Source organism: Gilvimarinus sp. DA14, assembly GCF_024204685.1.
In the GTDB taxonomy this organism is placed as follows: Bacteria; Pseudomonadota; Gammaproteobacteria; order Pseudomonadales; family Cellvibrionaceae; genus Gilvimarinus.
The window spans coordinates 501,786-524,451 of sequence record NZ_CP100350.1 but is presented as its reverse complement, the minus strand read 5'-3'; the positions used below and the strand labels follow the sequence as shown (position 1 = coordinate 524,451).

The window sequence follows — 22,666 nt, the reverse complement described above, 5'->3', positions numbered from 1 at the left end:
GAACCGCAATGATTAGCCTAACAATAAATGGTCAAGCCACCGAGCTTGACGTCCCGGCAGACATGCCGCTGCTGTGGGTTTTGCGCGATATTGTCAAGAAAACCGGCACTCGATTCGGGTGCGGCATGTCTGTGTGCGGCGCCTGCACCGTGCATTTGGATGGCGCTGCGATACGATCCTGCGTAACCCCCGTTTCGGCCGCGGTGGGTAAAAACGTCACCACCATTGAAGCCATGGCTGACGACCCTGTGGGGCAAAAAGTCCAGCGCGCCTGGATGGATGAAGCCGTCGCTCAGTGCGGTTACTGCCAAAGTGGTCAGGTCATGAGCGCGGTTGCCTTGCTCAAGAAAAAACCGAACCCGAACGACCAAGAGATTGATGACGCCATGGCCGGCAACCTTTGTCGCTGTGGAACCTATACCCGCATCCGCAAGGCGATTCACCGCGCCGCCGACGCCTCCACAGCGGCGGTGGATACCTCACTGTTTACGGAGGTAAAAGCATGAGCACCGATCCGCACAACTTACAAATCGCAAACGTCAGTCGTCGCCGGTTTCTCAAAGGTGTCGGCACCGGTGCCGCACTGGTACTCGCGGCGCGCTGGAATTTGGGCTTGGCCGAAGACGGACAGGAAAAACAGTACGGCGCCGAAGGAATGGCTCATGGCTGGGTCGATGATCCCACGGTGTTTATCAGTATCAACACCGACGGTTCTGTCAGCATCGTCAATCATCGGGCCGAAATGGGGCAGGGCATTCGCACTAGCGTAGTCATGGTGATTGCCGACGAAATGGGCGCAGACTGGGACCGCGTAACAGTCCACCAGGCAATTGCCCACGAAGAAAAGTACGGCAACCAAAATACCGACGGCTCACGCTCCATGCGCCACTGGTTTGATCCGCTGCGCCGCTGTGGCGCCGCCGCGCGAACCATGCTTGAGCAAGCCGCGGCAAAACAGTGGCAGGTGGATGTGAGTGAATGCCGCACCGACGTTCACGAGGTGGTACATACCCCCAGCGCTCGCCGCTTAAGCTTTGCCGAGTTGGCCGAAGCCGCCGCTGAGCTTGCGGTTCCACCACGCGAATCACTGCAACTTAAAAAACCCGAACAGTGGCGCTACATTATGCGCGAGCCGGGCAGTTTTAAAAATACAAATCATCAGCAACCACTGGCAATTGATGGACAGGACATTGTTAACGGCCAAGCCATCTACGCCGCCGATACCTTCTTTGACAATATGCTCTACGCCGTTATTGCCCGGCCTCCGGCCTACGGTGCCAAGATCAAATCGGTCGATGATCGAGAGGCAAAAAAAATCCCCGGGGTAGAAAAAATTCTTACTCTTAGCACCGCATCGCAGCCATCGGGTTACGAGCCTTTGGGCGGTGTTGCAGTGCTTGCCAGCAACACCTGGGCGGCCATTCAGGGCCGCAAAGCACTTAACATCGAATGGGATAACACCCCCGCAGGCGCTAATGGCAGCTACAACTCAGTCGCCTACAAAAAACAGCTGCAACAGACCGCCAACCAACCGGGCAAAGCGGTACGCAGCCAGGGTGATATAAAGGCCGCCCTGACCGAGGCGGATAAAACCGTCAGCGCCGAATACTATGCACCTCACATGACCCAGGCGCCCATGGAGCCGCCCGCCGCCATTGCCCGTATCGGTAAAGACAGCGCCGAAGTTTGGACCTCGGTGCAAAACCCCCAGGCCGCGCGCGACGGTGTTGCCAAACGCCTAAACCTAAAACCCGAGCAGGTTACGATTAACTGCACACTACTGGGCGGTGGTTTTGGTCGTAAGGCCAAGCCCGATTATGTTTTTGAAGCGATTGATCTGAGCAAACAATTAGACGGACGCCCAGTGCGCGTGCAGTGGACACGCGAAGACGATATTCAGCACAGCTTCTTTCACACGGTGGCACTGGAACATATGCAAGCCAGCCTGGATAAAAATGGCACCGTCACCGGCTGGTTACACCGCTCGGTGTCGCCGAGCATTATGTCGCTGTTCGCCCCCGATGATGGCCACCAATCGGCCATGGAAGTGGGCCAGGGTATTCGCAATATGCCGTTTCAAATTCCCGCCATACAGCAGGAAACCGGCGAAGCTATGGGGCATATTCGCATCGGCTGGTTTCGCTCGGTCTATAACATTCCCCACGCTTTTGCGATTCAAAGTTTTGTCCACGAGCTGGCCACGGCCGCCGGTAAAGATCACCGCGACTTTTTGCTGCAGTTGTTAGGGCCCGCGCGAAAAATTGATCCGCGCACTCTGGGGGCCACCTGGAACTATGGTGAAAACCCCGATGAATACCCCATTGATGTGGGCCGCTACCGGCAGGTAATTGAGCGAGCGACTCAGGAGGCTGGCTGGGGTAAAGAGATGCCCCCTAACCGTGGTCTGGGTTTGGCCGTGCATCACAGTTTTGTCTCCTATTGCGCCATGGTGGTGGATGTGGAAGTCGACAACAAAGGCAAAGTGATTGTGCACCGGGCCGACATTGCTTTTGACTGTGGGCCGCAAGTAAACCCCGACCGCGTTCGCTCGCAACTTGAGGGCGCCTTCGCCATGGGAGTCGGCATTGCACTGATGACTGAAATAACCGCGCAAGAGGGTGCCATCGCGCAGTCGAACTTTCACGACTATTTAATCCCCAGGTTGACCGATGTTCCCACAGAAATTCACACCCACAATGTCAATAACTCGCTTGATGTTCCTATTGGCGGAGTAGGGGAGCCAGGCCTGCCACCAGTGGCACCGGCGATTTGCAACGCAATTTTTGCCGCAACCGGCACGCGTATTCGCACCTTGCCGATCAAGCAACAGCTCGCCACAAACGCCGGTTAGTTTCGATGCTCGCGCTCGACCGACAAGTTTTAGAGCAAGCTCAGCAGTGGCTGGCCCAGGGCGAAACGATCTGGCTGACGACGGTTATCGCCACCTTTGGCTCCTCGCCGCGCGAGCCGGGCTCCATGATGGTTGCCAAAGCCGATGGCGCCCACTGCGGCTCGCTCTCTGGCGGTTGCGTTGAGGAAAACTTTCTCGACCAACTGAAAGCGGGAGCGTTTACCCAGGCATTTGAAAAGCTTCGCTACGGGGGTACAGATCCCGATGAAAATACCGTGCCGGGGGTAAGCCTGCCCTGCGGTGGATTGCTTGAGGTTTTAATCGAAAAGCTAACCCCTGGCGACGACAACAACCGCCTAATGCAACATTTGGTGGGGGCGCTTCAGGGGCAGACCTGTTTGGTGCGCGAAATTTGCTTGGCCAAACAACAGGCCAACCTTGAGGAGGATAGCGGGCTTGGCCCCAGAGTTGAGGAGCAGGGTGATAACCTACTTGTTCGCGTCGGTCCGGCAGCCCGGTTGATTATTGCCGGGGCGTCGCCGGTATCGGCTTACTGCGCCGAATTTGCTCGGGCGCTGGATTACGAGGTGATCATTTGCGACCCCAGCCCCGAGGCATTGCAGGCTATGCCGCAGCATGGCGTATCCCTTCGCGCAGAGTTGCCGTCCATCACGATCGCGCGCGCGCAAATGTCACACGCCGCTACCGCTATTGTGGCTCTCACCCATGATCCCCGTATCGATGATTTAGCCATGATGGAAGCGGTGAATACCGATGCCTTTTATATTGGAGTGATGGGCTCCAAAATCACATCACAAAACCGCGCAGCCAGATTGATGCGCAGTGGCGGTCTGAACGAGGCGCAAGTAGCGCGCATTCATATGCCCATTGGTTTAGCCCTGGGCAGTAAAACGCCCGCGGAAATTGCCCTGGCGGTGATGGCCGATATTGTCAGATGCCGGCGCCACAAAAAACGAGACGCGCTATAAGTGTCGCACCCATGACAAGCAAACCTAGCTCAAAATCTCCCGGCCAACATTCGAATATAGTGGCGTTGATACTGGCCGCAGGCTACTCCAGGCGTTTCGGAAGCCAAGACAAGCGCGCCGAAACATTCGACGGCAAAACCTTGCTGTGCCATACCATCACTCTGCTGCAGCGTCACTTCGCCGAGGTGCAGGTAGTGATTCGCGCCGAAGACTATACCGAGCGACTGGGCGTACCTCCCGACACCCAAGTAATTCGTGCACAAAAGGCCCATCTGGGCCAGGCGCAATCCATGGCAGAGGGCTTTTGTGCGCTGGTTGATCGTTGTCCGCCAGAAGTGACCAGTGCCGCGGTATTTTTGGGGGATATGCCGTTCATCGGGTTACAAACCCTAAACATGGTATGTGCGGCGGCAGAGGAAAATCGTATTGTCCGGCCGATTTACAAAGCCACGCCGGGCCATCCTGTGGTGTTTGGCCGTCACTTTTGGGAGGACTTATCCGCGCTGAGTGGCGAACGGGCAGGGCTTGGTTTTGTGCAACAAAACCGCCAAAGCTTAGTCAATATCCCAGTTGACGACCCAGGCAGCTGCCGGGATATCAATTGCCCCCAGGACTTCCCTAGTCGCTGAGAGCCCTAATTCATACTGCTACTTACGCAGCTGCCTGCCCCATATTTTCACCGGTAACCCTCTAATCTCACGAAGAACAATGGCGTCGCGTCGCACGACCCAACCCAAACTTTTAAGCAGCAGGCCATATAATCTCAATTTATTATGGTTACTAGTATACAAGTATATTGACACCCGCTAATAGTCCGTGTGACTATCATGGGGTGGCAGTACTAAGTCGCCGGAACCTTCCGGTTTACCCTAATAACCAAGCCGCATTGCTGCCCCAATCGGGCGTGTCGCACCGCGCCAGCGGCTAAACCGACAAAAGGAGGAACTGCCGACAAGTGGCAGTTTGAGATAATAATGAATAAAAACTCATGTTATTCCCGTACTAGTGCTTATCGCACCGCACCGGGTTTCCGCCGGTCTGTTCTGGCAGCCGCAGTTATGGCCTGCTCGTACCCCGCTCTAGCTCAAGACGCCCCAGCGCCTGAGGCCGAAGAGGGAGTTGCGATTGAAGAAATTATGGTTACCGGCCAGCGTCGAGCCCTGGAAAACGCCATTGACCTTAAACGAGACTCGGACACCATCGGCGATTCCATCGTGTTGGATGAAGCCGGCAAAGTGCCGAACACCTCACTACTGGAAATTCTAGAGCGTGCACCCGGTGTGACCATGAACCGTATTCGCGCCGGCAGTGAAGGCTCTCCCGACGGTTTCGCGTTTGAAGGCTCAGGGGTTCAAGTCCGCGGTTTAAACAAGACTAAGACCTTGATCAATGGCCGCGAAGTCTTCTCTGCCAATGGTGGCTCGGGTCTTAGCTGGGCCGATGTCGGTCCCGAGCTGTTGAAATCGGTAACCGTTTATAAAGCCAGTCGCGCTGATTTAATCGAAGGCGGCGTATCTGGCACGGTTAACCTTGAAACTCACATGCCGTTTGACTTTGAAGGCTTCAGTGCAAATGTCGCTCTGTCTGCCGATTACGGTGACTTCGCCGAAGAAGTCACACCCGCGGCATCGGGCATGATCACCAACCGTTTCGACACCGACTTTGGTGAGTTTGGTATTTTACTGGATGCCGCCTATTCAAAAATTGCGTCTCACGATAGCAATATTATTATCCCTCCATACTATGCCACTGAATACAATGGCGAGCGTGTTTATGTGCCCGGTGGTATGCGTCAAACCGAAGATCAATTCGAACGGGTACGCAAAGGCTATTATGGCGCACTGCAATGGGCACCTAACGAGAACTTAGAATTTTTCCACACCACGTTTATCTCTGAGCGCGAAAGTAATCGCGACAGCCAAATTCTGGCCTTGGAACCTGCCACTCCTGTAGGCGTATTTGATGGCGCCGAATTTGACGATGGCGTGTTTGTACGCGGCGGAATTTCCAATACCGGTCTGGATTCGGGTATCGCCGTGGGTATGAACTCCAGCTACACCCCAGGTTTTAGCAGCACAGCCGATCACAGCACCGGGTTTAAGTTTGAGCAGGAAACCTGGGATATCAGTGGTAGCTACCAGTACGTTGAGGCAGAATCAAGCTCGGGCAAATACAGCCTGGGTAGTGCGGCTATTCCGCAAATTATGCGCACCAACATGGACATGTCCGGCGACCGTCCCTGGGCAGAATTTGAAACTCCGCTATCCACCGATCCCGCCGATATCGGCCTGTCACGCATTAACTGGCTTGACACGTCAAACGATGCCGAAGCTCACGCGTTCCAGCTAGACGCCAACTTCGAAATTGGTGATGGCTTTTTCAAAAAGCTCGCTGTGGGTGGTCGTGTCGCCGATCGCGAAGAGTCTGATAACTTCGTCGGCACCTGGTGGTCAGCAACAGGCCGCAACTGGAATGGCGTACCGCGCCCCTACGTAAGCACAGCGCCCGAAGGTGATTTCTACCTGGAGGAGTTCTCTAACTTCTTTAAAGGCGACGAGCAGGCTTTGGGCAGTGTTTGGGTGCCCACCCGTCAAGTAAACTCATCTGAGCAATTTGACCGGGTTTACGACACCTACCTGGCGTGCGGTCCAGACTTGCATTACCAGTGTGCCGACCCGGAAGCCACGACCTATCTGTACAGCACCGAAGACACGCTGCGCAATCGCAACTTTGACCAGCTGCCATCGTTCTACGATACCAACCACAAAACCCAATCCGCCTACGCAATGGTCGGTTTTGCCAATGACAGTAGCTCACCCTGGTTGAACTTTAGCGGCAATATTGGCTTGCGTTGGGTTAACTATGATATAGAAAGTGAAGGCAACTTCACTTATAACGGCGGCGCCGATTACTATGCAAGCCTTGCAGATGCTGAAGCCTCGGTAGAAGCCATGGGTGGCCTGGAAAACGTAATGGCCTGGCAAGAAGAAAATGAAGGGCAGCCCCCGCTTACCATGCAGAGCGTGGGTTACGAGAAACAGCGCCTTGGTAGTTACGAAAACGACTACTTCCTGCCATCGTTCAATATTAAGTTTGAGCCAGTAGAGGGTTGGATTTTCCGCTACGCGCTCACTCGCACTTTAACCCCGCCGCGCTACCCCGATATTCGCGCCCAGGGTACCGCTTCAGTGCAAACTACAGAAAATCCGATTAACGATGAGCTGGCAGCCATTTACCCGGACGATGATGTTTCTATTCCCGCGATTTTTAGCGGTTATACAAACACCACGGGTAATCCAACGCTGGAACCAGAAATTTCGTTAAACCACGATATTTCGGTGGAGTGGTATCCCAATCGCGGCACCACTATGCACTTGTCGTTGTTCCACAAAACCATCGACAACTATATTACCTTTAACAATTTCTCGGTGGGTGCGAGCGAGTTCTTTGTGCCTGACGACTATCCGCAATCCACATTTCTGGATGGTAGTGGCACCGAGTTTCTGGATGGTCCCGTATCCAGCCGCACAAACTTTAACGCCGACGAAGATACCATTATTCAAGGCTTCGAGTTGGGTGGTCGGACGTACTTCGACAGCTTACCGGGATGGCTCAGTGGTTTTGGTGTCAGCGCCAACATGACCTACATCGACAATGATTCGCCCGACGCCTTTGCCCTTGACATCAACGGCGATGAGTTGAGCGTGCCAGTGATCGGCCTGTCGGAGTGGGCTTACTCGACCACGCTGCTGTATGACTATGAAGATTTCAGCGCACGCTTGGCTTGGAACTGGCGTGACCGTTATCTGACCACCACCAACGACTCGGGTACCACCAACGTCTACACCGACACCATGACAGGGGAGGAAATCCAATTCGGTTTGCCGGTTTACGCTGCGGCCTCAGGTCGACTGGACGCGAGCTTCTCTTATCAATTAACCGATGCGATGAACGTTAAGCTGAATATTCAGAATCTAACCAACGAGGACCAGCGTACCGAGATGGAAATTTTGGATGGGCGATATGTTGACCGCGCCGTGTTTGTCACGGACCGTCGCATCAGCCTCCACCTAGGGTTTGACTTTTAACTGAGAAATAGGGACGCTCTTGAGCATAAGAAACAATAAGAGGTAGCAAGATGAGCAAGAGTGTCCTGATCGTCGGGGGGGGAACCGCAGGCTGGATCACAGCGGCCTATATGGCGCGCATGCTGGCGGCCGACACCCCAGGCGGAGTTTCCATCACTTTAGTTGAATCCGATGAGATCGGTATCCTCGGCGTAGGCGAGGGTACCTTTCCCATTATTCGCAAAACCATGGAACGTATTGGCCTGGACGAAAGCGATTTAATCCGCGAGGCAGAGGCGACCTTCAAACAAGGCATTCGTTTTAATAACTGGAAACACAACCCGGCCGACAACCCGGATGACACCTATTTTCATCCATTTCAGGTGTGTTCACAGCACACCGATATGGACTTATTACCCTACTGGCTGCTCGGAGTCGCAGGGGACACCTCCTGGGCCGAAGCCTGTACCGTGCAAGAGCGAGCGGTTAACGCGAGCCTTGCCCCCAAACTTATCACTCACCCCAATTACAAAGCGCCGTTAAATTACGCGTATCATTTCGACGCCGGAAAGCTGGCACAACTGGTGCGTCGCCGCGCTATGGAAATGGGCGTAAAGCGACTGATCGACACCATCGACGCGGTTAAATTAGATGATCAAGGCGCTATCGCATCGGTGCAGGGGCGCTCTCACGGCGAACTCAGTGCCGACTTGTATATCGATTGCACGGGTTTTCGCGCGCGCTTGATTGGCGAAACCTTGGGGTCAGAGTTTACTTCGTATAAAGATCAACTATTTTGCGACCGAGCAGTCGCTATGCAAGTGCCTTACACCCAGCCCGACGCACCCATTCCCTCGTGCACTTACGCCACCGCGAAAGACGCGGGCTGGACCTGGGATATTGGTCTACATGATCGGCGTGGACTGGGCTATGTGTACTCATCGCGCCATTGCAGCGACGACGAGGCGGCCGACACCTTGCGTCGCCATATCGGATCACAGGCCAACGACTTACCTTGCCGCCAACTGTCCTTTGAGGCCGGGTTTCGCAAAATTCAGTGGCACAAAAACTGTGTCGGCATCGGTCTCTCGGTGGGCTTTATCGAACCCTTAGAAGCCACCGGCATTAGCTTCGCCGAAGTGGCCGCGCTAATGCTTTGTAATTTATTCCCCTGGTCCGGTGATACCGAAAGATCGGCCAAGCAGTTTAACGACGCCATGACTAAACGCTTTGAGCACGTTATCGACTTTATTAAATTGCATTATTATTTAAGCCGGCGCGATGACACCGCCTTTTGGCGCGACAATCGCGACCCTGCAACGGCTTCCGACTACCTGAAAGGTAAGCTTGAGCAGTGGCGTCACAGGCCACCGTCATTTTTGGATATCGATGCCAGTCACGATATTTTTGATGAGAACAGCTGGCAATATATTTTGTACGGCATGGACTTTAAAACGGATATTTCCGGTCGATCTGGGGCGTTGCGATTTTACCAGGATGCCAAAAGGGAATTTGAAAGCATTCGCCAGCAAAGCTATAACGCCACCAGCGCGGTGCCCACACATCGCGACCTAATTCGCGAAGTGGTTGCCAATGGGTTTCGCCCCAGTACAGGGATGCGGCAATGATTAACCAAGGCAGTCATGAGCAAAGCAGAGAGTCGGTTAACAAAGTCGTCATTGTCGGAGGTGGAACTTCCGGTTGGATGTGTGCAGCGGCTATTGCGCGGATTTCTCCACCTGACACAGACATAACGTTAGTCGAGTCGGAAGAAATAGGAGTGGTTGGCGTGGGTGAAGCCACTATTCCTACGTTAATTGAGTTTAACGATTTTCTGGGGTTAAAGGAGCCGGATATTCTCCGCGAGTGCCAGGGAACCTTTAAACTGGGGATAGATTTTATCGACTGGTACAAAAAGGGTGATCGCTACTTTCATCCTTTTGGTTTTTACGGTCGCGACACGCCTGAGTTTGCCTTCCATCAACTCTGGCTTCGCCTAAGACACATTACCTCAAAGCAAAATAATACCAACATAACCTCGGCTGCAGATGACATTAATCAGTATAACCTCTGCGCTAGCGCAGCTCTCCTTGGGCGTTTTTCTCCACCCCAGGGTGGGGAAAACGCTATTTTTTCGACCATGCGCTATGCCTATCACTTTGACTCCAGCCTTTACGGAAAAATGTTGCGGCGCTACGCCGAGAAAAGAGGCGTAACACGAGTAGAAGGGCGCATCGAAGAGGTTACCCAGAACAGCAATAACGGCTATATCCAATCGGTCACTTTAAAAAGCGGAGAACAACTTTGCGGTGATTTTTTTATAGACTGTAGTGGTTTTAAGTCTCTGCTTATAGAAGGGGCAATGCAAAGCGATTTTATAGATTGGGCTCACTATCTGCCTTGCGACCGCGCTTTTGCCATACCCTGCACGAATACCGGAGACACAGATCCTTTTACCCGATCAAAGGCAGATAGCGCAGGCTGGCGCTGGACAATCCCTCTGCAAAATAGAACCGGCAATGGCCACGTATACGCCAGTGCATTTGAGAGCGACGACAAAGCACTGAGTAAGCTATTAGATAACCTACCGGGTAAAACGCTTGCCGACCCCTTACCCCTAAAGTTTCGTACTGGACACCGCCGCGATTTTTGGCGCAAAAATTGTGTTGCCATTGGGCTTGCGGGAGGGTTTATCGAGCCGCTGGAATCTACCAGCATTCACCTCGCGCAAATGGGTATACAACGCCTTATCAATCTTTGGCCCGGACGGGGTTTTAATAAAGCCGAAATGGCTCACTACAACCGCGCAATGACCGCAGATTACGAGCGTCTACGTGACTTTATTGTGTTGCATTACAATGCCACCGAGCGCGACGATACCGAATTCTGGCGTTACGTGCGCACTATGGAAATCCCCGATACCCTGGCCGAAAAGCTGGATATATTTCGCGGCAGTGGTCGCGTTATTGCCTCGCCCGAGGATCTTTTTACCCCCCACAGCTGGTTAGCAGTAATGCTGGGGCAGGGCGTATACCCGCATAACTACGAAGCCCCGGTCGATCGTGTGCCAGAAGCTGCGTTGATAGAAAATATGCGTCTTCTTAAAGACGGCGTACAAAAAACCGCCGCAGCACTTCCCAGCCATGATGACTTTATACGTCGCTATTGCGCGGCGCCGTAAATGCCACCAGGAACCTAATTTATGACCCGCCGTCTAGTCCCGCTATTGCTCATCGTATTGACTTGTTGCTTAAGCATTGCCTGTTCAACGGCACAAAAGAGTGAATCGTCCAGGGCGTCATTAGCCTGGGTGGGCAGCTGGTCTACGGCGCCCCAGCTCACCGAACCGCGCAACAACCCTCCAGCGCCCGGGCTTACACAAAACACCTTGCGCCAGATCTTTCGGGTATCGCTAGGCGGCTCTGAATTGCGCATGCGGTTCTCTAACGAGTTTAGCGAAGCACCGGTGACTCTTAAGCAAGTTGCTCTGGCGCGCAGCAAAGGCGGTAGCGCTATCGACTCAGAATCCACAACAATGCTGACCTTTAATGGCAACAGCAGCATTACCATTGAGCCTGGCTCCGCCGTGTACAGCGATGCTGTTAGTTCAGAGGTTAAGCCGCTTTCCCAGCTGGCAGTGACCATTGCATTTGGCCAGGTACCAGAGGGCATTACCGGACACCCGGGGTCACGCACCACTTCTTATATTCTGCCCGGCAACCAAATCAGCCAAACGACAATGCCGGAGTCCGTTACTACCGATCATTGGTATATTGTAAGCGGCCTGGAGGTGAGGGCGCCTGAGCATAGTGCGGCCATCGCGATTATGGGCGACTCCATTACCGACGGTCGCGGCTCTGGCACCAACAAACAAAATCGCTGGCCCGACGAACTCGCCAACCGCCTGCAAAACCATCCCGAGACTCAGCATATCGGGGTATTAAATCAAGGTATCGGCGGCAACTGTGTTACTCGACTTTGCCTAGGGCCCGCGGGATTGGATCGTTTTGCGCGCGATGTACTCAATCAACAAGGTGTTAAATGGCTTATTATTCTGGAAGGCATTAACGATATCGGCGCTAGCGGCAACCCAGAGACCGCAGCAGCCATCATCAAAGGCTACCAGAGCATGATTAAACAAGCTCACGCCGCTGGTATTAAAGTGTACGGTGCGACGCTTACCCCAATCAAAGGCTCCGGTTACGAAAGCCCCGGCAGCCTTAAAGCACTCGAAACCATCAACCGCTGGATCCGAACCACTGAACAACTGGATGGCGTTATCGATTTTCACGCCGCGGTTAGCGACCCCAAACGCCCGGGCCGTCTTAAGCCCGATTACGACAGCGGCGATGGTCTGCACCTAAGTGAAGCCGGTTATCGAGCTATGGCTGAGGCCATAGATCTGTCTTTGTTTGAATAAGTAGCAATAGTAATACAGCGCCTGCTTCCCGACCTGGGTAAAACCATATATGCGCATAATGTATATTATGTTAAATATAGTATTGGTTAGCTTTACTTCTGTATCACACCCCCGAATACGCACCTGCGGGCAGTAAACACCGCCGTACCACGCTCAGGCAGTCCCTTTCGGTGCCTACAGACCAAAAATTAGGATTATCTGGACATAATCCGGTAAAATGCGCGGTTTTCTTATCGTTACAGACTCTCGCCATTTCGAGGTTATTTATGCAAGATCCCGTTGTCAGCATCATTATGGGTTCCCGTTCCGACTGGCCGACTATGCGTTTGGCCGCCGACGTATTAGATGAGCTGGGTGTTGCTTATGAAACCCGCGTGGTTTCAGCGCACCGTACGCCACAGCGCTTATGTGAATTTGCAGAAGAAGCGCCCGGGCGCGGAATTCAGGTGATTATTGCTGGTGCGGGAGGTGCAGCACACCTGCCGGGAATGACCGCCGCGATGACGCATATTCCTGTGGTGGCTGTGCCGGTTTCCAGTCGTCAGTTAAAAGGCTTGGACAGCCTGCTTTCTATTGTGCAGATGCCCAAGGGCGTTGCGGTTGCCACACAGGCTATTGGTGAGGCTGGCGCGGCTAACGCCGGTGTTATGGCGGCGCAAATTCTTGCCCTTAGCGACGCGGAATTAAGCAAACGCTTTATCGAGTGGCGCACCCGTCAGACTGACTCTGTTCCTGTGGAGGTTGAATAATGCATGTTGCCATTCTTGGCTGTGGCCAGCTGGCAAGGATGATGGCCCTGGCGGGTATCCCCATGGGCATGAGCTTCAGCTTTTTATCGGAAAACAATGAAGATACAGCACCGGTAACCGGGTTGGGAAACATAATCGCGGTGGAAGATTACCCCACCGCCGATGCCTTATTTAAGGCCGCAGGCGAGCCAGATGTGGTGACGGTCGAGCGCGAACAGTGTTCCTTAGACCCGTTAAAAAAATTGGCCAAACATTGCAGTGTACACCCGAATCCGACCGCGATTTACCATTGTCAAAACCGCCGCCGCGAAAAACAACTGCTGATTGATTGCGAGGTATCGCACACTCCGTTTGTAAGCGTGGGCGCGGCAGAAGATCTGCAAACAGCGGTAGCTGAGTTAGGTTTTCCGATGGTGTTAAAACACACCGAGCAAGGCTATGACGGCAAAGCCCAGTGGCGTTTGTTCAACGACGAAGATGTAGAGCAATTTATTAAGGACGCGCATTTTGAGCCCCAGTCTGACGGCGCCGTGCCCTATGTGGCTGAGCCGTTTATGAAGTTCGACCGCGAGGTTTCTTTTATTGCTATGCGTGCCACAAACGGCGAAGTGCGCTTTTACCCGGCCACCGAAAATGTGCACGACAATGGCATCTTGTTGCACTCGGTCTCCCCTGCCCCGGATTTATCCAGCGCCCTTACAGAGCAAGGCCAAGCCAGCATCCAACGACTTTTGGAAAAGCTTGATTACGTGGGTGTAATGGCGATGGAATGTTTTGTTACTCAGGACCAACTGTGGGTAAACGAACTGGCGCCGCGTGTTCACAACAGCGGCCACTGGACCATGCACTGCAGTGTGGCCAGTCAGTTTCAGAACCATATGCGTGCGATAGCGGGCTGGCCGCTAGGCTCAACCGAGCTAATGGGTAGTGCAGGCATGTTAAATTTGCTGGGTGTTGAACTGGATCAAAACACGCAAATGGAAGATAAGGTTGCGCTGGACTGGTACAACAAATCAGTACGGCCTGGACGCAAACTGGGTCACTTAGTGCTTACGGATACAAACCCCAATGCCGTAAAAACGCGCTTAAAAACACTTAAAGAAAAAGTTTACCGAAACTAGCGTAGTTTTAAATCAGATATGCCAGCGGTATTTATTGGCTGCTGGTGTATCTTTGCGACGCGCCATTCCACGAAGTCCTTTTTATTAAAATAAAAGCTACTATCGCTGCTGCACCCAGAGTTTAAGTCTCCCAACTTTCAAAAGTGTCATTAGTCGCGGCGATTATCCCAACTCGCTGTCCAAAAATTAAACCTTGTCATTCCCCTGACATAATCGCCCCTCGCTTACTTGCATAACAAGTTCCGTGACTATGTAAAAAAACATCATTTCAAATAGAAGTAGTTCTTATTTATGGTAATGTGAGATGCGGTTTTAGAGCGCACAAACGTGTGTGATCCACCCTCTGGAAAAAGCCGTTAATCGAGACAGCGAATAAAAAGGTAACTGGGATGAAGTACATTATTTCTGTGGCGGCATTGTTGTGGGCCGTCAGCGTGTTTGCACAGGATGCCGCGCGGGTGGTGGTATCTCCTATTACGGCCGACTCGGTGCAGCGCACACTGGCGCTAACCGGCACCACGCGCGCCGCCGAACACGCCGAGCTGTCCAGCCTGAATGAAGGTATAGTCACTGCCCTGCACGCCGAGGCAGGTGATACCGTAAAAAAAGGCGACCTGTTGCTCGAGCTGGATGCCGCCCTCGCTCAAGCCCAAGTTGCCAGCTTGCAAGCCGCCCTCACCCAGCAAGATGTGGTGTTAAAAGAAGCCCAGCGCCGCCTGGATGAAGCCCGTGCGCTCAGCGATAAGCAGTTTGTCGCGCAGACCGAGCTGGCGCAGCGAGAATCTCTGGTAGCCGAGGCAAAAGCTAATCGCGCTCGCGCCCAGGCCGAACTCGATTACCAGCAAGAGCTGGTGGCCCGGCATCAGCTATACGCCCCCTTTAGCGGTGTCATTGCCCAGCGCAACATAGACTTGGGCGAGTGGCTAAACCGGGGGGATCCCGCCTTTGAGCTGGTCAGTAATCAAACTCTGTGGCTGGACATTGCCGTGCCGCAAGAATACGTAAACCGTCTGCAAGATAATGCCAAGGTGAAGGTGCGCTTTGATGCCCACAGTGATACCACCTACGACGCGCAAATACTGGCCAAAATCCCCGTCATCGACAGCCTGAACCGCAGCTTTTTACTCCGCCTTGCCCTGCCCCAAACCGACGAACTGCAAGCGGGGCTGTCAGCGCGAGTCAGCATCCCTCTTAATCACAGCGAGGCCAGCGTGGTCATGATTCCGAGTGACGCGCTATTGCGCCAGCCCGACCGCCGCTACAGCGTATTCGTGGTGGAGCAAAATCGAGCCAAGCGCCAAAGTGTTGAAATTGGCCAACGAGTCAACGGCCATATTGAAATACTCTCGGGCCTTGAGGTTGGCCAATCGGTAGTTACCGAGGGCAACGAGCTGCTACAAGACGGCCAAACCGTTGAAGTGGTCGGCAATACGGGTGAGGTGCGCTAATGCTGGCAGGAGCCGTTAAACACGCCATTTTGGTGGCAGTGGGTGTACTGATCCTGTGTGTACTGGGCACAGTGGCCGCGCTGAAAATTCCGGTGCAGATGATTCCCGATTTGGAAGTGCGCACCATCAGTGTGGTCACCCGCTGGGCGGGCGCCACACCGCAGGATGTGGAAAAAGAAATTCTGATTGAGCAGGAGCGTTACCTGCGCTCAATCCCCGACATGAAGCGCATGTCCAGCTTTGCCGAAACCGGCCAGGCCGAGATTGCCCTGGAATTTCCCTTCGGCGTGGACATTACCGAGGCGCTGATTAACGTCAGCAATGCCCTGTCGCAGGTGCCCAGTTACCCCGAGAATGTCGATCAGCCGGTACTTTACAGCAGCGCGTTTTCCAGCAACGCGTTTATGTACTTCACCTTAAAGCCCCTGCCCGGCAACCCGCGCAACCTGGACGTTGACCTGCTGCGCGATTACGCCGAAGACAACATTCGCCCGCAGATGGAACGGGTGACGGGTGTATCACAAGTGGATGTTAACGGCGGTGCGTTACGTCAGGTGCAAATTCTGGTGGACCCACAAAAACTCGCCAGTCGCGGCGTCAGCTTAACCGATGTGCGCAACGCCATTCGCGCGCGCAACCGCGACAGCTCGGCGGGCGACATTGACAGCGGCAAACGCCGCTACCTAATGCGTATGGTGGGCCGGTTTGAATCCGCCCAGGCGCTGGAGAATCTAGTCATTACGCAGCGCGGGCAAACCAGTATTTTACTTAAGCATGTGGCCGATATTTCACTGGATCACTTTGAGCTTCGCGCCATGACCTACAGCAATGGCGAGCGCTCGTTAACCGTATCGGTGAAACGCGAAAGCGGCGCCAATGTCATGGCCATTAAAGAAGAGATGATGGCCGTGGTCGAGCGCATCAACCGCGACCAACTGGCTGCCAACGGCTTGACTATGTCGCTAATGAGCGACGATGTGCGCTATGTTGAAGGCTCGGTTAAAAACGTTTGGACCAACCTGTTCCTCGGCGCGGTACTGGCCACTTTGGTGATGTTTTGGTTTTTTAAAAGCCCCCGCTCCACCCTGGTGGGCGTTATGGGTATTCCGATTTGTACCATCGCCGCTTTTCTAGGGCTGTTAATGTTTGGCCGCACCGTTAATGTGATCTCCCTAGCGGGGGTGGCCTTTGCCATTGGCATGACAGTGGATAACACCATTGTGGTGCTAGAGAACATAAACCAGGCGCGGCGCCGGGGCCTCAACGCCCTGGACGCGGCCATTACCGGCGTAACCGAAGTCTGGCCTGCGGTGCTCGCCTCTACCCTTACCACGGTACTGGTCTTCGCCCCTATTTTGTTTATTGAGCAAGAAGCCGGACAACTGTATTCGGATATTGCCATCGCTATTTCCGCGGCGATTATCGCCTCCATGCTGGTAGCGATTTGGGTGGTGCCGGCCGCCAGTGCAAATTTAGTGTGCCGCAGCAAAGCCGAGGCCGTGACCTTAACACTCCCCAAATTTATTCCCGCCCTGCTGCAAAAAACCAAGGCGCGCGGCATCATTTTAATCGGCGCGATTTTGCTGTTTTTAGGCGGCAGCTGGCTGCTGATGCCCGAGGCCGAATACCTGCCCGAGGGCGAAGAGCCCAAAGCTTTTTCCATGATGATCGCCCCGCCCGGCTACAACATGTCGCACATGGAAAAAATTGCCGAAGAGCTGCGCCCCTATTTCGATCAGCATTTGCAAAGTGACCCCAGCGCGTTCGAAGCGGGCGAAACAGCCATGCCGCCGCTCAAGTACTACATGCTGTCGGTCCAGGTGGGACGCATTTGGTTTTTGAGCGAGCCGGTGAACCCGGATCATATCGCCGTCATGATGGAGACCATCACCGAAAAATTCCGCGCCTATCCGGGCATGCGCGCCTTCTCATCGCGTGGCTCGATTATTACCAGTAATGACGGCGGCACCCGCGCGGTGGCACTGGACATTAGCGGCACCGAGCAAACCGCCTTGTATCGCGCCGCCGATGCTATTTACCGTTTAGCCAGCGATGTGTTTGACAACCCGCAGGTGGATTCCAACCCGTCATCCTTGACGCTGGATCAGCCGCTGGTCGAATTGCAACCGCGCTGGCAGCGATTGGCCGAAGTGGGTATGGACGCCGATGAACTGGGTTATGTGATTGCCGCGCTCAGTGACGGCGCTTATGTGGACGAGCTGATTATTGACGATGACAAAGTCGATGTCTTTTTATTCTCCGATGCCGGCAACCGCCAGAGCCTGGAACAACTCAGCCAGGCTCCTGTATCCACCAGCGCAGGCTTGCTGCCTTTGTCGGCCCTTGCGGATCTGGTGGAAAAGTCAGACAGCGAAAGCTTGCGCCGGGTTAACGGCCGTCGCACAGTCACCGTTTATATTATTCCCCCGCGCGAGGTAGCACTGGAGCGCGCCGAACAGATGGTGCGCGAGCAATTGCTACCCAAGTTGCGCGACCAGGGGGATTTATTGCCCGGGGTCGATATCCGCATCGGCGGCGCGGCCGACCAGCTGGAACAAACCCGCAATGCGCTTTCGGGTAACTTTTTGGTGGCGCTGGTACTGTCCTACCTGCTGCTGGTGGCCATTTTTAAACACTGGGGTTATCCGCTGTTTATTATGGCGACCGTGCCCTTGGGCATGGCCGGTGGCTTATTGGGTTTGGTAGCGATAAACGGTGTAGGCAGTGCGGTGCAAGCGATGGGGCTGGGCGGATTTCATCAACCCTTCGATATGATTACCATGCTGGGCTTTTTGATTTTGCTGGGCACCGTAGTCAACAACCCCATTTTGATTGTGGACCAAACCCGCCGCAATTTAAGCGAGGCTAGCACATCGGTTTATCAAGCGGTAATGGACGCGCTGGCAACCCGGCTCAAACCGATTGTGATGTCCACCGTTACCACTTTATGCGGCCTGGCGCCGCTGGTACTTTTGCCTGGCGAGGGCGCCGAACTGTATCGCGGTGTGGGAATTATTGTGCTCTGCGGTATCGCGGTTTCAACCCTGATCAGCCTGACGGTATTACCCGCGCTGTTAATCAGTGTGTTAGAGCTAAAACAAAAGCGAGCGAGTTAAGCACAAAATTCAAAAGCAAAAAACCGGGGCGTAAAACGCCCCGGTTTTTTTATGGGTTGTTTACCGGATCATTTTTAACGGTCAACTCAAACGAGCGTGAAAAAGTGGCGCCGTGGCTTAAGCCATCAAACACAGCATCGTCACCGCGAACACCTGCGCGACGCAGATCACGGCAAAAACTTTTTAGTGCCTCGGCGGGCAGCTGATTGCGCATGCGAATCATATTGTTGATGGCGGGATTATCATGGCGCTTTATGGGTGTGTCGCCCCCCTTGCGCTCGGCGCTGCCCGAGTGAATATCCAAGCGCAGCTCAGGTTTCTCGCCCAGATTTAGCTGTGTATTTAGCTGATGTAAAAACTCACCATTATTCCACCAAAGCGCGGGGCTCACCGCGACGATGCGGTTAAAACTTTCATCGCCAAAAAATGCGCTCCAAAGTGCGAACAAACCGCCGTAGGAATGCCCCCACAAGGTTCGCTGCTGCGGATTTAACGGAGCGATGTTCTCCACTCGGGGAATGATGTTCTCTACCAGTAAACGGTAATACTCGGGTGCACGGCCACCCGCGCGCCCCATCGGATCGTCGAGCGGCTCACCCTGTGCGTTGGGCGGGGTGTAATCATAGGTACGCTCGAGCGACGCAAAGCGTTTATTGACGTCGTGCCCCAGCGCAATAATGGCCGGACCACCGGCCGCACGTAACTGTGCCAACAATGGCTCGGTCAACTGCCCCGTTACGGCCGTACCGTCCAGCGCGTATACCGCGGCAAAACCATCGGCGGGAATATCGCCTTGCGGCCAGGCAATACTCACTTGATAGGGCGCGTGACCGGCGGGCCCGGGCAAAGTAAATTGGTGGGTGTGATAGTGCCGGGATCCGGTGACAAAGACGCTGTTTTTCTCAATCCTCTGGCTGGGCTGCGCGCTAATCTGGCTCGAGGTGAAGCCAAGCATTACAAGCACTCCTGATGCGAGCGCTGCACACACGCATCGCCGCCGTTTATTTTTCAATGCCATAAAACCTTCTTAATACACATCACGCCGGTAGCGACCATCGGCCTGCAATTGCTGTAAACGCTCTTCACCTAAAAGGCTTTGCAGTGCGCTGTGAACGCCCTGCCCCATGCCCACCCGGCTGCCGCACACATAAATGCAAGCGTCATTTTGCAGCCACTGCTGCAATAACTCGCCGCGCTGTAGTAAGCGATCTTGCACATACTGCGAGTGCTCGCCGTTGCGGGAATAGACTAAATCGATCTGTTGCAATACGCCCTGCGCTTTTAGCTCGGCACATTCATCGGCGAAAGGTTTATCGCTGTGCGGATCTCGCTCCCCGTACAGTAACCAAACGGGCTCGCCACCGGTGCGGGCACGCTGTTGCCAGTGCGCGCGTAGCCCGGCAATACCAGAACCATTGCCAATTAAAATTAACGGCTGCGCAGGCGGCGGAGTGTGAAACTCTTGATTGTCGAGAACCGATATTTCCAGTTTTTCATCGAGCTGCATATGCTCGGTTAACCAACCAGAAGCCAAGCCCAGCTCGCCCTGCTGATTAACTTGTTGGCGCACCACCAACTGCAGATTTGCACAATCGAAAGCATTGGCAATGGTGTACTGACGCGGCGCCACCTCGGGTAATTCCGCCAACCATTTCTCTGGTGCTATATCAGCCGGTTTATCCGGCAAGGGCCACTGGCGAGTTGCCAGCCACTCGATGGCATTGTAGGTTTTTTCCTGCACCGAGATAACGGCCGTTTCGCTCAGTCCAAGCTGTGCCAACTGCTGCTGACAGGTTCGTTGATTATGTCGGGGAAACACCTCGGCGATATCTCCTGCGCTATAACTCAAGTCCGGTGCACTTGTTAACTGCAAATGGTAAAGCGGCGCACCGGGGCTTTTCGGATTAAGCCGCTTGCGCTTTAGTAGAGACACTGTGTGCCGTTCGGGAATAAGATTATGCTCGGCACTATCGGCGATAAAATTACCACCCATAGAATGTACTAGGCGCTGCACCTGCAATAGTGCGGCTTGCTCCTGTTCGGGCTTACTGGCATCGAGTGTTATACATTGCGCTAAAGGCCGAGCTTCAAGCCGCTCTAGAACGCTATGCACTCGGTAACCATATGCGCAAAAATCTGTGTAGTAAGAATCACCCAGGGCTATAACGGCATACTCGGTACTAGCGAAATTCCACTCAGCGTTTGATTGCTTGGCAAGATTCTTTTCAAAAAGAGCGCCATTATCGGGCGCTTCACCCTCACCGTAGGTGCTGGCGAATATTAGCAGCTGCCGAGTTTGCGAAAGGGTTTGTGGGCTTAATTGATTGACATTTATCAGGCTCGCCCTGCCCTCAAACCCTCGCCAGCACTGCTCGGCCAGTGCGTGAGAGCGGCCACTTTGACTGGCGTAGGCAATCACCAGATTGCCGCTTACCGCTTTGCGCCGCGGGCGCCAGCCATGGCGGTGATAGCAAAACCAGGTGAACAATAAAAACAAAAGCGCCAGCATTGCTGCCAGCGCTATACGTTCTAACTCGCCCATTGATTACAGCGGCAACACTTCTAAGGTGGCAATGTACTTACCACTGCGAGTGGTCGCTGGCGCCTTGGCTTGATCGTCTTCGTACTCGGCCTCTAACCAGTAACGGCCGGCTTTGGGCCAATCCACGCTGACTTTACCGTTGCTATCAGTGGTCAACTTCATGGCTTCTTGTGAGTCGCGATAGCGCATGCCATCGGGAATAATCACAACCGTTACCCCTTCAACTGCGTCACCATCCATAAAGAACTGCAGCTCTACCGGCTCGCCGGTAAACAAGTCATTCGGGTGCACCGACGCTTTCATTTCCAGGCCTTGATTGTTTAATGCCAGTACCGTGTCGGTGGGCTGACCTGCAGTAATAAAGGCTTCCAGCTTGGTTGAAGAGTGACCCACTTTCAGATTTTTGGCCTGCTTGGGCACTTTCTTTTCAAAGTCACCTGGTGCGGGCTTTTCACCGCGGCCGGGCCAAAATTTACGCTCGCCGTCTTCGGTTTCCCAGCTGGCGCGCAAGCCGCTAGAATCCATCAGCACTTTGTAGGTGCCCTGCTCGGTTAAATTTAAATCGAAAGTGGTGCGGTGCTTACCTTCACTCACGTTTAGCATTTCACCGCTGGAGCCATCGGGCTTAACCACTGTCAAGAAATGCGCTTTTAAAGGAAAGTGATTAAAATAAAAGATATCGTTGGATACTGCAGCGTCTACAGTGACCCAAGGGTCGTCGCCAGACAATACGGTCGCGGCGGGCAACACCCAAAAACGGTGCGCCTCAGCGGCCATGGGCAGCGCCAAGGCCATTAAAATAGCCAGTGATTTTTTAAATTTCATAACCAACTCCTGTGGTTTATTAGGGGTTAAAAGTAACGGTAAGTTTGCCCAGTTCAGTTTCGCCTTGCGCGGTTAAGGTTTGTGCTTTTTTAACCGGCCACGCAAAATCAACGTTTAATAATTCGCGCCCGCCCACTTCGCGAGATGCCTCGACATAAAGCTGATACTCACCGGCCTCCAAATCATCCGCCAAGTGACTTAAATCTACCTGGTAAGCGCCGGGCTTACGTGTCGGCCCGGTAACACCATCAATCGGCATCTCTAACGAGCGGCCGCTGCGACGCCACCACAAGCGCATATCTTTAAGCCACTTTTCGCCTTCGCCGTTGTCATCAATCTGATACCAGACAGCGCCATTGGTTACCGCCTTACTGTTTTTATCTTGTATCCAAATAGCGACATAGGGACGGTGATATTCCGCTACGTCCATTTCTGGAATTTCCACATCCACAGTCAATTCGGCAGCCACCAACGGTGCGCACGCACCGGCAAGCGCGAGGGGAAAAAATCGTTTTGCTAAGGTCATGGGTTTACTGCG

At 53.9% G+C, this 22,666-nt stretch carries 16 protein-coding genes; 12 read left to right on the top strand and 4 right to left on the bottom strand.

Annotation, left to right across the window (positions count from 1 at the left end; genetic code table 11):
* The first annotated feature begins 8 nt into the window (after positions 1-8).
* The 12 genes from NHM04_RS02185 to NHM04_RS02130 all read left to right on the top strand — a co-directional run bounded on the left by NHM04_RS02185 (position 9) and on the right by NHM04_RS02130 (position 18,761).
* Positions 9-506, top strand: coding sequence for a (2Fe-2S)-binding protein (locus tag NHM04_RS02185; protein WP_254265417.1), 498 nt, complete (start codon positions 9-11; stop codon positions 504-506).
* Positions 503-2,851 carry a xanthine dehydrogenase family protein molybdopterin-binding subunit gene (locus NHM04_RS02180; RefSeq protein WP_254265416.1) on the top strand — a complete coding sequence of 783 codons (2,349 nt, stop codon included), beginning with the start codon at positions 503-505 and terminating at the stop codon, positions 2,849-2,851. The genes NHM04_RS02185 and NHM04_RS02180 overlap by 4 nt, the downstream gene beginning before the upstream one ends.
* Positions 2,852-2,856: 5 nt before the next feature.
* On the top strand, positions 2,857-3,840 hold the full coding sequence (locus NHM04_RS02175; protein ID WP_254265415.1) for an XdhC family protein: 984 nt from the start codon (positions 2,857-2,859) through the stop codon (positions 3,838-3,840).
* A gap of 11 nt (positions 3,841-3,851) precedes the next feature.
* The gene (locus NHM04_RS02170) at positions 3,852-4,469 is read left to right on the top strand and encodes an NTP transferase domain-containing protein (RefSeq protein ID WP_254265414.1); all 618 of its coding nucleotides are present in this window, start codon (positions 3,852-3,854) and stop codon (positions 4,467-4,469) included.
* A 345-nt stretch (positions 4,470-4,814) separates the two neighbouring features.
* Positions 4,815-7,928: a TonB-dependent receptor gene (locus NHM04_RS02165; RefSeq protein ID WP_254265413.1), complete on the top strand. Its 3,114-nt coding sequence runs from the start codon at positions 4,815-4,817 to the stop codon at positions 7,926-7,928.
* Positions 7,929-7,978: 50 nt separating this feature from the next.
* The gene (locus NHM04_RS02160) at positions 7,979-9,535 is read left to right on the top strand and encodes a tryptophan halogenase family protein (protein WP_254265412.1); all 1,557 of its coding nucleotides are present in this window, start codon (positions 7,979-7,981) and stop codon (positions 9,533-9,535) included.
* Entirely contained in the window at positions 9,532-11,088 is a 1,557-nt protein-coding gene (locus NHM04_RS02155; protein ID WP_254265411.1) for a tryptophan halogenase family protein, read from the top strand. The genes NHM04_RS02160 and NHM04_RS02155 overlap by 4 nt, the downstream gene beginning before the upstream one ends.
* A 21-nt stretch (positions 11,089-11,109) precedes the next feature.
* Positions 11,110-12,327 (top strand): SGNH/GDSL hydrolase family protein, encoded by a 1,218-nt coding sequence (locus NHM04_RS02150; protein ID WP_254265410.1) that lies wholly within the window; start codon positions 11,110-11,112, stop codon positions 12,325-12,327.
* 266 nt (positions 12,328-12,593) lie between these two features.
* Complete coding sequence (gene purE / locus NHM04_RS02145) at positions 12,594-13,076, top strand: 5-(carboxyamino)imidazole ribonucleotide mutase (RefSeq protein WP_254265409.1); 483 nt, start codon at positions 12,594-12,596, stop codon at positions 13,074-13,076.
* Entirely contained in the window at positions 13,076-14,197 is a 1,122-nt protein-coding gene (locus tag NHM04_RS02140) for a 5-(carboxyamino)imidazole ribonucleotide synthase (protein ID WP_254265408.1), read from the top strand. The genes purE and NHM04_RS02140 overlap by 1 nt, the downstream gene beginning before the upstream one ends.
* A gap of 389 nt (positions 14,198-14,586) precedes the next feature.
* Positions 14,587-15,645: an efflux RND transporter periplasmic adaptor subunit gene (locus tag NHM04_RS02135; protein ID WP_254265407.1), complete on the top strand. Its 1,059-nt coding sequence runs from the start codon at positions 14,587-14,589 to the stop codon at positions 15,643-15,645.
* On the top strand, positions 15,645-18,761 hold the full coding sequence (locus NHM04_RS02130) for an efflux RND transporter permease subunit (RefSeq protein WP_254265406.1): 3,117 nt from the start codon (positions 15,645-15,647) through the stop codon (positions 18,759-18,761). Before NHM04_RS02135 ends, NHM04_RS02130 begins: the two co-directional genes overlap by 1 nt.
* A 49-nt stretch (positions 18,762-18,810) precedes the next feature.
* Here NHM04_RS02130 and NHM04_RS02125 read toward each other — a convergent pair whose 3' ends face one another.
* From NHM04_RS02125 to NHM04_RS02110, 4 genes are all read right to left on the bottom strand, one after another.
* Positions 18,811-19,716, bottom strand: coding sequence for an alpha/beta hydrolase (locus NHM04_RS02125; protein WP_254265405.1), 906 nt, complete (start codon positions 19,714-19,716; stop codon positions 18,811-18,813).
* A gap of 72 nt (positions 19,717-19,788) precedes the next feature.
* Complete coding sequence (locus tag NHM04_RS02120) at positions 19,789-21,303, bottom strand: NADPH cytochrome P450 oxidoreductase family protein (protein WP_254265404.1); 1,515 nt, start codon at positions 21,301-21,303, stop codon at positions 19,789-19,791.
* A 3-nt stretch (positions 21,304-21,306) separates the two neighbouring features.
* Positions 21,307-22,128, bottom strand: coding sequence for a DUF4198 domain-containing protein (locus NHM04_RS02115; RefSeq protein WP_254265403.1), 822 nt, complete (start codon positions 22,126-22,128; stop codon positions 21,307-21,309).
* Positions 22,129-22,147: 19 nt separating this feature from the next.
* On the bottom strand, positions 22,148-22,654 hold the full coding sequence (locus tag NHM04_RS02110; RefSeq protein ID WP_254265402.1) for a DUF2271 domain-containing protein: 507 nt from the start codon (positions 22,652-22,654) through the stop codon (positions 22,148-22,150).
* Positions 22,655-22,666 lie beyond the last annotated feature (12 nt).

Excerpts from the sequence above, each read along its gene's own strand:
- NHM04_RS02185 (WP_254265417.1), top strand. The coding sequence starts at position 9 with ATGATTAGCCTAACAATAAATGGTCAAGCCACCGAGCTTGACGTCCCG.
- NHM04_RS02180 (WP_254265416.1), top strand. The coding sequence starts at position 503 with ATGAGCACCGATCCGCACAACTTACAAATCGCAAACGTCAGTCGTCGC.
- NHM04_RS02175 (WP_254265415.1), top strand. The coding sequence starts at position 2,857 with ATGCTCGCGCTCGACCGACAAGTTTTAGAGCAAGCTCAGCAGTGGCTG.
- NHM04_RS02170 (WP_254265414.1), top strand. The coding sequence starts at position 3,852 with ATGACAAGCAAACCTAGCTCAAAATCTCCCGGCCAACATTCGAATATA.
- NHM04_RS02165 (WP_254265413.1), top strand. The coding sequence starts at position 4,815 with ATGAATAAAAACTCATGTTATTCCCGTACTAGTGCTTATCGCACCGCA.
- NHM04_RS02160 (WP_254265412.1), top strand. The coding sequence starts at position 7,979 with ATGAGCAAGAGTGTCCTGATCGTCGGGGGGGGAACCGCAGGCTGGATC.
- NHM04_RS02155 (WP_254265411.1), top strand. The coding sequence starts at position 9,532 with ATGATTAACCAAGGCAGTCATGAGCAAAGCAGAGAGTCGGTTAACAAA.
- NHM04_RS02150 (WP_254265410.1), top strand. The coding sequence starts at position 11,110 with ATGACCCGCCGTCTAGTCCCGCTATTGCTCATCGTATTGACTTGTTGC.
- purE (WP_254265409.1), top strand. The coding sequence starts at position 12,594 with ATGCAAGATCCCGTTGTCAGCATCATTATGGGTTCCCGTTCCGACTGG.
- NHM04_RS02140 (WP_254265408.1), top strand. The coding sequence starts at position 13,076 with ATGCATGTTGCCATTCTTGGCTGTGGCCAGCTGGCAAGGATGATGGCC.
- NHM04_RS02135 (WP_254265407.1), top strand. The coding sequence starts at position 14,587 with ATGAAGTACATTATTTCTGTGGCGGCATTGTTGTGGGCCGTCAGCGTG.
- NHM04_RS02130 (WP_254265406.1), top strand. The coding sequence starts at position 15,645 with ATGCTGGCAGGAGCCGTTAAACACGCCATTTTGGTGGCAGTGGGTGTA.
- NHM04_RS02125 (WP_254265405.1), bottom strand. The coding sequence starts at position 19,716 with ATGCTTGGCTTCACCTCGAGCCAGATTAGCGCGCAGCCCAGCCAGAGG.
- NHM04_RS02120 (WP_254265404.1), bottom strand. The coding sequence starts at position 21,303 with ATGGGCGAGTTAGAACGTATAGCGCTGGCAGCAATGCTGGCGCTTTTG.
- NHM04_RS02115 (WP_254265403.1), bottom strand. The coding sequence starts at position 22,128 with ATGAAATTTAAAAAATCACTGGCTATTTTAATGGCCTTGGCGCTGCCC.
- NHM04_RS02110 (WP_254265402.1), bottom strand. The coding sequence starts at position 22,654 with ATGACCTTAGCAAAACGATTTTTTCCCCTCGCGCTTGCCGGTGCGTGC.